The organism is Lysinibacillus phoenicis (assembly GCF_047238325.1).
Classification (GTDB): domain Bacteria; phylum Bacillota; class Bacilli; order Bacillales_A; family Planococcaceae; genus Lysinibacillus; species Lysinibacillus irui.
The window spans coordinates 3316391-3328649 of sequence record NZ_JBDFMP010000002.1; the positions used below are offsets into that span (position 1 = coordinate 3316391).

A 12259-nucleotide genomic window follows, 5' to 3' on the forward strand; every position below is an offset into this window, starting at 1 on the left:
GGAAAACCTCTCCTTACCAAATGCGTCCTGCAAGCATTGTTAGTTTAATAAATGTAAAAACATCATCTTCCTGTAAGGTTAATGGTGTTGTAAGTGAATCGAGTGAGTCCTCATTATGAAGGACTAAGAAAAGCTCATCTTGAAAGGCTTGAAGCATTGTAGAGATAGCTTGGTCAACTGACTGTAAGGTGTCATTTTTTTTCTCTCCAAAATGTACTTTTCCATGCTGGGCTGCGTCTTCTATTTGTTGATCTGTTAAATAAAGATGAAGCGGCGTATCTACCTTTTTATCGTTATACTGTTGTACCTGCTGTGTCACAAGCTGGACGAGTAATTCTTGTAAAGTTGTAACAGGTTCCTCAATGGAGAATGGGATTTTTTGAAGCTTACGAGATTTCTTACCGATTACTTTTTGTTGGTAAAATAAGCGCAATCTAACACCTCCTTACAATAATTTCATTATACAAGAGTGATAACCTTGAAAAGAATAAGGCATATGATGCTAGTTGTATAAATTATTTTGGGAAAAGTGTAACGAAAAGTAGTAGGGAGAGACGTACTGATAAGGTAGAAAGTGGGGTGAAGTTTTGTCAAAGAAGTATCGAAAATAGAACATTTGTACGATTAATGACATGGTGGAGTGTAGCATTTTGCGCTTTATTATAAAAATAACAAAGAAAAAGTAGAAGATATGACATAAAAGAAATCTTCAATATATGAAACAATGGGCTAAATTAAAAAATGAATGATGAAATAAAATACGAACTAACCGATAGCTTACCAATACCCTATCAGAAATACATAAAGCAAAGTCATTAAAGTTATATACATTCAAAATGTATTTTCCTAAAAATCATTTGTATAAGAAGCAATGGTTTTTTGTGAAATCGTTGAAAGGCATCTTTTCTTTTCGGAATTCATAAGCTTTATAGGTATGATTTTATCAAGCTAGAAGGAGGCAAAACCATTCAAATACATGTTGTACGAGCTGGTGAGTCTATATGGGGTATAGCGCAAGCATATGGGACAACGGTACAGAGTATTGTAGATGCCAATCAAATTCCAGAGCCAAATCGTTTAGTTGTGGGGCAAGCTCTTGTAATACCGATTATCGGGAGCTTTTATTATGTACAGCCCGGGGATAGTTTGTGGTCAATCGGACAACGCTTCGGTATTAATTATGTAACACTAGCTCAAGTAAATGGTATTAATCCGAATCAGCCATTAACTGTTGGAATGAGATTGTATATTCCACAACCTCCAAAAACAAGGGCAGAAACATTAGCGTACTTAGAGCCAAGAGGAACGTCTGTTAGTGAAACACTCTTGAATCAAGCTAGAGAAGCGGGTCCCTATTTAACATATTTAGCTTTATTTAGTTATGAGGCAAGACGGGACGGTACTCTACAAAGTCCACCAAGTCAAGGTGTGACAAAAATTGCAAATGATACTGGGGCATCTCTTGCTATGGTCGTTTCGAATCTGGAAAATTTTAGTTTTAGCGGAGAATTAGCAAGAGATATTTTTCAAAGTACTGCTGTTCAGGATTTACTCTTTGAGAATATTCTTGCGGAAGCTAGACAACTTGGAGACGTTAAAGACATTCACTTTGATTTCGAAAATTTACCAGGTGACCAACGACAAGCCTATAACGATTTTTTAAGAAGGGCAGTAGAAAAATTCCATGCACAAGGATATACAGTATCTACAGCCTTAGCACCAAAAATAAGTGCAGGTGAGCGCAATCCATGGACGGAGGCGCATGATTATAAGGCACATGGAGAAATCGTGGACTTTGTTTTACTAATGACCTATGAATGGGGATATTCGGCAGGCCCACCAATGGCTGTTTCACCTCTCCCAGAAGTAGAAGAAGTTGTAAAATATGCAATTAGTGAAATGCCTGCAAATAAAATTATGCTAGGGCAAAATTTATATGGCTATGACTGGACATTACCATTTGTCCAGGGAGGACCAAATGCAGAGGCGCTTAGTCCGCAAAGAGCTATTGAAATTGCCAAACGTTACAATGCTGCGATTCAGTATGATTGGCGTGCCCAAGCACCATTTTTTGAATACTATGATGAACAAGGCAGAGCTCATGTGGTGTGGTTTGAGGATGCTAGATCTATTCAAGCTAAATTTAATCTTGTCAAACAGTATAATCTTCGTGGTATTGGCTATTGGAAATTGGGATTACCATTCCCACAAAATTGGGTATTAATAGGTGCTAATTTTGACGTGGTGAAGAAATGATACAGTCAAAGGATTACCCAATATATGTTTCCTTTGTGGAAATTTACTGTCAAATGCATTTCTAATTATAGTAAAGTATATTATAATTATGGTAAATAGTATTTTAGGAGGGATATTTTGGGTAAATTTAAAAAGTTAGGTATTATTTTAACGGCTACAGCATTTTCAGTTGGTGTTCTTACACCAATTTCCCAAGCATCTGCAAATGTGAAGGAACCATCAGAGCGCATTGAAATTCAGCTTGCAGCATCAGAGACAAAGGTTACAAAAAGCATGCTGATTAAAAAATTACGTGCACTATTCCCTAATGAGTTCAGTTTTGTAACGGATAACGACTTTAATTCTGGGGGAGGTCATTTCTATAGAGATGATACAACTGTCCGTTATGATTTAAACTTCCATAAAACAGTGAATGGTAAAGATATTTATGGTGGCTTTACATTTAAAGGAGAAGATTTAGAGTTAGAGCATTTCTATTACCAGCCAGCTAATATTACAGAAGCAATGTATCCCGCAAAATATTCAGAGAATGAAGCAAAAAAAATTGCAGAAGATTTCCTGAAAAAATTTGCAAATACAGAGAACTATAAACTTCGTAATGATGGATTAAACTATATTAACATGGGATTCAATCGACCATTATCCCAACCAATTACGTATTCATTCTCTTATTCACCAACTTATAATGATGTGCTGATTGGTGATCAAAGTATTACTATTGATGTTCTTGCTAATGGAGAAATAACAGGAATGTATCGTAATACAGAATCTATAAATAAAGCATCTTTTGATAATGTAAGTGAGAAAAAGAATGAGGAAGAAATGGTTTCACAAGTACGTGATAATTTAGCGGTTGAACTTCGTTATTATGTTGATTATTCTTCAGATACACGTAATGTGAAGCTTGTCTATATGCCAGCTTCAGGATTTAATGGTGTACATGCTTTAACGGGGCAATGGCAAACAACGAATGGCTTTTCTACACAAGTTCCAAAAACGAAGAGTGCCATAAAAATATCTTCACAGCAGTTACCACCAAGAAAAAGTGGTATGACAGTAGCAGACGCTGAAGAATTTGCTAAAACTTTCTTAAAAGTTGACGATGACAAGGCGAAGCTCAATATTGAAATGGTTGATGAAAGAGAAAATGAAAATGGTGAGACAATTTATTCAATAAATTATATGTATATGTACAGTAATGGTGGTTCTGGTACGACTTTTGAAATTAATAAGGCCACAGGCGACATTGTACAGTATCACGATCTAAAGAGAGACTTTACAAATTCTGATAAAACAAATGTCCTTTCTAAGGATGCTGCATTATCGAAGGCGATTGAATACTTAAAGCAATGGTCTCCTTCTTATTTACATGAGTATTCAATGCCGATCGATGAGCCCGCAATTGATGAATATAGTAAAACATATTACTTCTCCTTCCCACGCATAGTGAATGGTATTGCAGTTGTTGGAGATGAAATAAGTGTAGGTATTGACTCTGATGGTTCACTACTTTCATTGAATGTTAATAAACAAAAGATAAATAACTGGCCGTCTATTAGCCAAGCAATACCAAATGAAAAAGCAAAAGAGGCATATAGTAATGCACTTACATTACAGCTACAATATGTAAAACAAAATACAGAAGATAAACAACAGTATGATTTAGTGTATGCTCCTATCTTCAATGGTAGTGTAGTTAATCAAATTGATGCAATTACTGGTGAGTGGTTATATCAGGTAGATAGCTCAAAAGAGAAGCCTACGATTTCACACCCTACAGCAGCCAATGAATTAAATTATCTTTTAAATCAAAATGTGTTAGAAGTTAAAGATTTAGCAAACTTTAACGCGGATGCTGCTATAACAAAGGGTGAGGCATTAAAGATTTTACTGAAATCGTTAACATATGGTTATTACGGTGGCGGAGATGGAGAGAAGCAATCGTTCAACAATATCGATAAAAATCATCCATTATATGGAACTGTTGAACAAGCAGTAAGAATGGGAATTTTACAACCAGCAAATCAATTCGCAATTGATGAAACATTAACACGCCAAGAGCTAGCAGTTTGGTCGGTTAAAATTTTACAATTAGAAAATGTTGCGAAATTAAAGGAGATTTACAAACTAAACTTTGCTGATGCGGCATCTATTGATCCAGCGTATGCAGGTCATATTGCCATAGCAAATGGTATGGGACTAATTGATTTACAGCAAAATAACTTTAATGCCACTAAGAATGTGTCTTATGCAGACCTTGCTGTTTCAACTGTCCGTTTAGCAAAAGCAATTCAAGAAAATACAAGTGATCGCAACTTCTACTATTAATAAATCCAAAGACATCTCCTCAATTGAAGGGGATGTCTTTTTTAGGTTAGTTTGAAAGGAAACGGGGAAGAATATGTAAGAAAGGAGTGTCTATATGAAATGTAAACTTTTATTAGCAGTTTCTTTAGTAACTGTCATTCTTTATGGTTGTAATAAGGATGAAGTTAAGGATGTACCTGCTAATGCACCAGCAGATCAGAATGCTAGTCAACAAACTGGTGAAACACCTACAGACCAAATGACATTTAATTTTATTGAGTTTTCATTAGATGTTGATTACTCTGCAACGGAGTCTTATGAGGTAGAGTATGAGGATAAGAAAACAGGGATAGAGGCAAAGTTACAAGATGATCGAAAAAATGAAAAACTGCAGGGTGATGAGGCTTATACAAAATTAGAGCCGTTATTTAAGCAGTTGAATTTTGATTCGACAACGCCTAATGATAAAGTGATTGATCAAGTAATCAAAGTATTTAATATTGATGATAGCTTTCAATCCATTGAGGTGGATGTAGAGTTTGTTGACGGCAATGAAAAGGAATTTAAACGAATTAAATAATATGAGCCAGCTAACAAACGTTAGCTGGCTTTTTGATTAGCGTACCCAATGTCGATGTTTTGCAAGTAAATGAATAAAAGAGTTTAGATTGTTTGTCACACCATTTTGATTGGCAATATGCTGTAAAAACGAAATATTTTCTGTAAAGCCTATCGTTTTACAATGTTGATAGGCCTCTTCAATGAACTGTTCTGATTTTACTTGTAGTGAGGAATCTTGGAATGTCCCCGTAACATAAACACCATCATAGAGCACTGAAGAAGTAGTAGAAAATGTTTCGTGAACTTCATAACCATTTATTATGCCCTGTTTAGTACTCACAAGTTCAACTACTATATTTTCACTTAATAGAGTAGCAATCAGATCATTTAATTTTTCATTCGTGTTTTCTGAAACGATTACCGCTACTTTAGAAGTTTGGGCACTTTCAACAGCATTGATGATCTGGCTAACAGCAGGTGAAGTTTGTGTAATAGGGGGTACCTCTTTTTGTACTGGCGGAATAATACCAATATTATCTGCGATAGACGCTGCGAGTGTATAACTGACATGAGCAAACATATCTACAACCTGTTTTCGAATCGATTTATTCTTTACTTTTCCTAATTCAAAGCTAAAGGCATTGATGATATGCTTTTTCTCAATTTCTGTCATACTAAGCCAGAATAATCTCGCTTGTGAAAAATGGTCTTTAAAACTATCGCTACGTGCACGTACTTTATGGCCTTCCACTTTTTCCTGATAATGTGTGTATCCTCCATCTGCTTCAGAGACAGGGCTTGGTGTATTACTAGCTAAGGAATTTTTATGATAGCTAACTTGCCCAACATTGATTGTTTGTCGGCCATAGCCATCACGCTGATTATTATGGAAAGGACAGATCGGTTTATTAATAGGGATTTCATGGAAGTTTGGTCCTCCAAGTCTTATTAACTGCGTATCTGTATAAGAGAATAAGCGACCTTGTAATAAAGGGTCGTTTGAAAAATCAATACCAGGTACAACATGTCCGACATGGAATGCAGCTTGCTCTGTTTCAGCAAAGAAATTATCAACGTTTTTATTTAATGTCATCTTACCAAGAATGCGTACTGGAACTTCCTCTTCTGGCCATATTTTTGTGGCATCGAGAATATCAAAACTAAATTTAAACTCATCTTCAACAGGAATTAGCTGCACACCCAACTCCCACTCTGGAAAATGACCACGCTCTATTGATTCCCATAAATCTCTACGATGGAAATCGGGATCTTTTCCGGCAATGATTTGTGCCTCATCCCAGACAAGTGATTTAACGCCAAGTTTAGGTTTCCAATGAAATTTAACAAAATGCGCTTTTCCTTCTTTATTGACGAAGCGGTAGGTATTCACACCAAAGCCCTCCATCATTCGGTAACTTCGTGGAATGGATCTATCCGACATATGCCACATCACCATATGAGCAGATTCCTGATTGTTTGCAATGAAATCCCAAAATGTATCATGGGCACTTTGAGCTTGAGGAATTTCGTTATTCGGTTCAGGCTTTACTGCGTGTACAAAATCGGGGAATTTAATAGCGTCCTGAATAAAAAATACAGGAATATTATTGCCGACTAAATCGTAATTACCTTCCTGTGTATAAAATTTTGTAGCGAAGCCACGTGCATCACGGACAGTATCTGCTGAGCCTCTTGAGCCTGCAACAGTAGAAAAACGAACAAAGACAGGTGTTTTGGTTCCTTTTCCGTTTAAAAATTGTGCCTTTGTAATGTCACTTGCACATTCATATGTTTCAAAAATTCCGTGTGCTGCAGATCCACGTGCGTGTACTACTCTTTCAGGAATTCGTTCATGATCAAAATGCGTCATCTTTTCACGAAAATGAAAATCTTCCATTAAAGTAGGTCCTCGTTCACCTGCTTTTAATGAATGTTCATCTTCTGATATTTTCAAGCCTTGATTGGTTGTGAGAGGTTGACCTTTATCACTTACTCGGAATGCTTCTAGCTGCTGTTGTTTTTGATTTACATCTTTTTTCATTTAGAATCCTCCTTTATAAGTTACAACTACCTTCTACCCGTACAAGAAGATAACAAACATGAAGAAAGAAAATAGTTGCCGATTAAAAATGAATGTGTTATTATTATCTCGAATTAAAGATAATTGAATTCGAAGTAAAAGAGGGAGTCGTATGAAGGATAACAATCGTAACTTAAAAGCATTTACGGTCTTGTTCCGAGCATATCAAACGATTCAGGATGCAACTAAAAGAGATTTACTTCAATATGATTTAAATCAAACCGAGTTTTCGGTTCTTGAATTTTTGTACCATCGCGGAGAACAACCTATTCAAGTAATTGGTAAAAAAATATTAATTGCAAGTAGTAGTATTACCTATGTGATTGATAAGCTCGAACAAAAAGGCTTTGTATATCGAAAGTCGTGTCCAAAAGATCGTCGTGTTACTTACGTATTATTAACGTATGAGGGACAGACATTGATGGAAGAGATTTTCCCTAAGCATGAACAAAAAATAAATGAGATTTTTGAAGTATTGGAATCTCAAGAGCTGGACACAATGATTTTGTCTCTTAAAAAGGTTGGCAAAAATGCTTTAAAACAATAAAAAAATTTTTACACATATATCTCGATATCGAGATAAATAGGAGGAATAGAAAATGAATCATTTAAAAGGTGTACACCATGTAACGGCTATCACAAGTAGTGCTGAAGAGAATTACAAATTCTTTACATTTGTTTTAGGAATGCGTTTAGTGAAGAAAACAGTGAATCAGGATGATATTCAAACATATCATCTATTCTTTGCGGATGATAAAGGTAGTGCAGGAACTGATATGACATTCTTTGATTTCCCGAACATTCCAAAAGGAGTGCATGGTACAAATGAAATTTCAAAAACTTCTTTCCGTGTACCAACGGATGCAGCTTTAGATTATTGGGTTAAACGCTTTGATCGTTTAAATGTAAAACATACTGGTATTAAGGAACAATTTGGTGCGAAAACTCTGTCGTTCGTTGATTTTGACGATCAGCACTATCAGCTTATTTCTGATGAACATAATACAGGTGTTGCTTCTGGTACGCCTTGGCAAGATGGCCCTATTCCACTTGAATATGCGATTACAGGATTAGGTCCAGTATTCGTCCGTGTGGCCAATTTTAAATACTTTAAAGATATGTTAGAAAAAGTAATGCTCTTTAAAGAAATTGCTGAAGAAGGCGACTTCCACCTATTTGAAGTAGGTGAGGGAGGGAATGGCGCTCAAATAATTGTTGAGCATAACACTGTGTTACCAGTTGCTCGTCAAGGTTTTGGCACAGTTCACCATGCAGCCTTCCGTGTAGAAGATCGTGCGGTATTAGATGAATGGACTGCACGCTTTGAAAGCTTTGGTTTCCACACATCTGGCTATGTAAATCGTCATTTCTTTGAATCATTGTACGCACGAGTTGCACCGCAAATTTTATTTGAATTAGCTACTGACGGTCCTGGATTTATGGGAGACGAGCCATATGAAACACTAGGAGAAAAATTATCATTACCACCATTTTTAGAACCTAAACGCGCACAGATTGAAGGACTTGTACGTCCAATTGACACTGTAAGAAGCTCTATTACGTTCGATAAAGAATATGAGTAATACTATTCCATTCAGTAGAGAGATGTTTCTCTACTGAATGAATACATAACTGTATTGGGGGTTTAAAAATGGAATTTTCCAAGCTGATTGATAAGCGTCGCTCTGCTAATAATTTTCTCAAGGACGTCAAAATGACTGTGGAAGACATACGTCCTATTTTGGAGGATGTTAAGCTCGCTCCATCAGCATTTAACTTACAACATGCTAATTATATAGTGGTGTTGGATGAAGATATGAAAGAAAAGGTTCGAGAAGCAGCCTATGGACAATATAAAGTACATTCAGCTTCAGCGGTAATACTTGTATTAGGTGATAAAGAGGCGTATAAAAATACTGCTGAATTAAGTCAAGGTATGGTTGATTTAGGTATTATTACAGCTTGTGAATTAGATGAGCTAGTAGCTGAAAATACAAACTTTTATGAAGAACGTGGGGATGCATTTATGAAAGATGAAGCAATTCGTAATGCATCTTTGTCTGCCATGTTATTTATGCTAGCTGCAAAAAATCGCGGCTGGGACACTTGTCCAATGATTGGTTTTGATGATCAAAAAATGCGTGAACTATTTAATGTACCAGAAACACATGAAATAGCTCTAATGATCACAATTGGGAAAGAAAAAGAAAGTAGTCGTCGTCTTCGTGGTTATCGAAAGCCAGTTGAAGAATTTGCCACTTACTATTAAAGTGGTATAAAATACAATAGCTATACAAATACTAAGTTTAATGTACATTTAGGAGGAAACATCATGAAAGTAGTAGCCATCGTTGGTAGTATTCGTAAAGAATCTTATAACATGCAATTAGCTCACTTTATTCAAAAGCGTTATACAGAAAAATTAGAGCTTGAAGTTTTAAGCTTAAAGGATTTACCAATGTACAATCAAGATATCGAAAATGAAGCACCACAAGAAGTTCTTGATTTTAAAGCAAAAGTAAAAGCAGCAGATGCTGTGCTATGGGTTACACCAGAATATAATGGTACAGTTCCAGGTGTGATGGTTAATGCCATTGACTGGTTGTCTCGTGTAGATAAAGTAATGATTGGTAAGCCATCTATCATTATGGGCGCATCTATGGGGAACTTAGGTACTGTAAAAGCTCAATTACATTTACGTGATATTTTATTCTCTCCTGGTATTAACTCACCATTACTAAGTGGCAATGATGTTTATATTGGTGCTGTTCACACTAAATTCGATGCAGAAGGCAATTTAACAGATGAAGGCACTGTGAAATTCCTTGACGTTGTCATTGATAACTTCTTAAACTGGGCAAAAAAATACATTTAAATTATTCTGACCCATAGGTATTCAATATACTTATGGGCTTTTTTTACTTCTGCATGGATTTTTCACATTTACACGTTATACTTTTAAGAAAAAGAAAAATGGTGGTTATAGATGAGAAAGTTATCACTGAAGTTAGGTATCATTTTTTTCATCACATTATTTTGTATCGAAACATTTATGATGTTTTTTTTACATGCCTCCTTGACTAATTCTCGTGTTGAAGAGGAATTAGCAAGCTTACAAGCAAGGGGAAACTCCCATCGTACAATATTAGAACAGAACTTTAATAACGAAACCTTGGCCCATATAGTACTTATGGAATCGGATGAAAGTACGGATGTAGTGGTTACTAATCATCAGGGAGAAATACTAGCTTCATCGCAACCCCATCCAGAAATTAGAGATATGTTCAGTAAGATAGACGGGGAAATACCTTATAAGGGAAGAGTATTGCAAGCTAACTGGCAAGAGGCTAAGGCTATTGCCACTATCAGTCCTATTAAAGAACAGCAAACAACGATTGGCTACGTTTTTATGTTTCAACATACAGATTCCATCCACGCCTTAATGAAACGTTTAAATAAGCATTTTCTTATAGTTGGCATTGTTTCTGGTCTTGTCACTATAGCGGTGATTATCGTGCTATCTAAAAAGCTTGCAAAACCATTAATCCAGATGAAAGAGGCTACATTGAACATGAGTAAAGGTGATTTTACAGTCGACCTTTCTACGAATTCAAAAGACGAACTTGGTGATTTAGCGAATGCCATCCAACTGTTGTCTAATGACTTAAATCATTTAAGGCAAGAGCGTAAGGAGTTTTTGTCAAGCATTGCACATGAGCTCCGCACCCCACTAACATTTATTAAAGGCTATACCGACATTCTTGCCAAACGGGATTTGATAGAGCAAGATCGTCAAAAGTATTTAGCCATTATAATAGAAGAAACCAATAGACTTTCTCGACTCATCAAGGATTTATTTGATTTAGCGAAAATGGATGAAAACTCATTTGTAATTGAAAAACAATGTATCCAGCTACATTCATTTATTACAAGCATGGAAGAAAAATTACATCCTGCTTTTCAAGAGAAAGGTATATATTTCGATGTACATTGTGAAAAAGGCTTACTTCTATGGGCAGATGAAGCAAGACTAGAGCAAATCCTCCTTAATCTATTAAATAACGCGTTAATCTACTGTGCACCTGGAGAAACCACCTCAGTCACTGTTAAAAAAAACAAAGATGTGATAAGCATCATTGTGAAAGATACAGGAAAAGGGATTCCAGCGGAGGATGTACCTTATATTTTCGAACGGTTTTATCGAGTGGAAAAATCCCGTAGTCGTGCTCTAGGTGGCTCTGGTCTAGGACTTGCTATTGTTAAGGAATTGGTAGAGGCACATGGGGGGAAAGTGAAGGTTAGCAGTGAAATCAATAAAGGGACTACTTTTGAATTATTGTTTAAGGGAGTAGAAGCGAATGAAGACTATTTTATGCATAGACGATGAGCCAAGAATGTTAGATTTATTGACCCTTTACTTAGAGCCTACTTTTCATTGTAGAGCCATGTCGTCCGTTCTAGAAGGACTCGATTATTTAGAAGAAGAGCATGTGGATTTAGTTCTGTTGGATATTATGATGCCGGAGATGGATGGGTGGCAAGCTTGCCAGGAAATTAGGAAGTTTTGGGATGTGCCTATTATTATGCTTACGGCAAAAGGAGAGCATGCTGATATTGTAAAAGGCTTAAACATGGGTGCTGATGATTATATTTTAAAGCCTTTTGATGAGGAAGAGTTATTAGCGCGTATACATGCGGTATTAAGAAGGGCGAAAATAGATGAAAAAGTTATATGCTTTGAGGGGCTACGATTAGATAAGGAAGCGTTTGAACTTTATTTTCAACAAAAGGCAATCTCATTAACACCAAAGGAATTTTCCATGCTAGCCTTATTTTTAAATCATCAAAATAAAGTATTTTCCAGAGAACATCTTATCAACACAGTTTGGGGATATAATGTAATGATTGAAGATCGTACGATTGATTCACATGTGCGTAATTTACGAGAAAAATTAAGAAAAAGCGGCTTCCCTGCGGATGATTATTTACAAACAGTATGGGGTATCGGTTATAAATGGCATAAGTCCGCAACACTTGAACATAAAAACTAGAAAA

11 protein-coding genes are annotated in these 12259 nt (G+C 36.1%); 9 read left to right on the plus strand and 2 right to left on the minus strand.

Translation table 11 applies throughout. The features are described from left to right. Nucleotides 1–13: 13 nt before the first annotated feature. Entirely contained in the window at nt 14–433 is a 420-nt protein-coding gene (locus tag ABC382_RS18050; protein WP_274794651.1) for a hypothetical protein, read from the minus strand. Nucleotides 434–1083: 650 nt separating this feature from the next. Between ABC382_RS18050 and ABC382_RS18055 the strand changes: the two genes are divergently transcribed. The 3 genes from ABC382_RS18055 (at nt 1084) to ABC382_RS18065 (ending at nt 5143) form a co-directional block, all read left to right on the plus strand. Further along, nucleotides 1084–2256, plus strand: a complete 1173-nt coding sequence (locus ABC382_RS18055) for a glycosyl hydrolase family 18 protein (protein WP_409264036.1) — start codon at nt 1084–1086, stop codon at nt 2254–2256. A 117-nt stretch (nt 2257–2373) separates the two neighbouring features. Beyond that, nucleotides 2374–4584 carry a YcdB/YcdC domain-containing protein gene (locus ABC382_RS18060; protein ID WP_274794650.1) on the plus strand — a complete coding sequence of 737 codons (2211 nt, stop codon included), beginning with the start codon at nt 2374–2376 and terminating at the stop codon, nt 4582–4584. A 94-nt stretch (nt 4585–4678) separates the two neighbouring features. Then, a complete protein-coding gene (locus ABC382_RS18065) occupies nt 4679–5143 on the plus strand; it encodes a YusW family protein (protein WP_312507140.1) in 465 nt (154 codons plus the stop codon). 36 nt (nt 5144–5179) lie between these two features. Here ABC382_RS18065 and ABC382_RS18070 read toward each other — a convergent pair whose 3' ends face one another. Then, nucleotides 5180–7165, minus strand: a complete 1986-nt coding sequence (locus ABC382_RS18070; protein ID WP_274794647.1) for a catalase — start codon at nt 7163–7165, stop codon at nt 5180–5182. A gap of 151 nt (nt 7166–7316) precedes the next feature. Here ABC382_RS18070 and ABC382_RS18075 point away from each other — a divergent pair, with 151 nt between their 5' ends. The 6 genes from ABC382_RS18075 to ABC382_RS18100 all read left to right on the plus strand — a co-directional run bounded on the left by ABC382_RS18075 (nt 7317) and on the right by ABC382_RS18100 (nt 12255). Continuing rightward, on the plus strand, nt 7317–7751 hold the full coding sequence (locus ABC382_RS18075) for a MarR family winged helix-turn-helix transcriptional regulator (protein WP_274794646.1): 435 nt from the start codon (nt 7317–7319) through the stop codon (nt 7749–7751). 52 nt (nt 7752–7803) lie between these two features. Continuing rightward, a complete protein-coding gene (locus ABC382_RS18080; RefSeq protein WP_274794645.1) occupies nt 7804–8787 on the plus strand; it encodes a ring-cleaving dioxygenase in 984 nt (327 codons plus the stop codon). A 68-nt stretch (nt 8788–8855) separates the two neighbouring features. Then, a complete protein-coding gene (locus ABC382_RS18085) occupies nt 8856–9473 on the plus strand; it encodes a nitroreductase family protein (protein ID WP_274794644.1) in 618 nt (205 codons plus the stop codon). A gap of 63 nt (nt 9474–9536) precedes the next feature. Next, nucleotides 9537–10079 carry an NADPH-dependent FMN reductase gene (locus ABC382_RS18090; protein ID WP_274794643.1) on the plus strand — a complete coding sequence of 181 codons (543 nt, stop codon included), beginning with the start codon at nt 9537–9539 and terminating at the stop codon, nt 10077–10079. Nucleotides 10080–10190: 111 nt separating this feature from the next. Further along, the gene (locus ABC382_RS18095) at nt 10191–11591 is read left to right on the plus strand and encodes a HAMP domain-containing sensor histidine kinase (RefSeq protein WP_274794642.1); all 1401 of its coding nucleotides are present in this window, start codon (nt 10191–10193) and stop codon (nt 11589–11591) included. Continuing rightward, nucleotides 11563–12255 (plus strand): response regulator transcription factor, encoded by a 693-nt coding sequence (locus ABC382_RS18100; protein ID WP_322611890.1) that lies wholly within the window; start codon nt 11563–11565, stop codon nt 12253–12255. Before ABC382_RS18095 ends, ABC382_RS18100 begins: the two co-directional genes overlap by 29 nt. Nucleotides 12256–12259 lie beyond the last annotated feature (4 nt).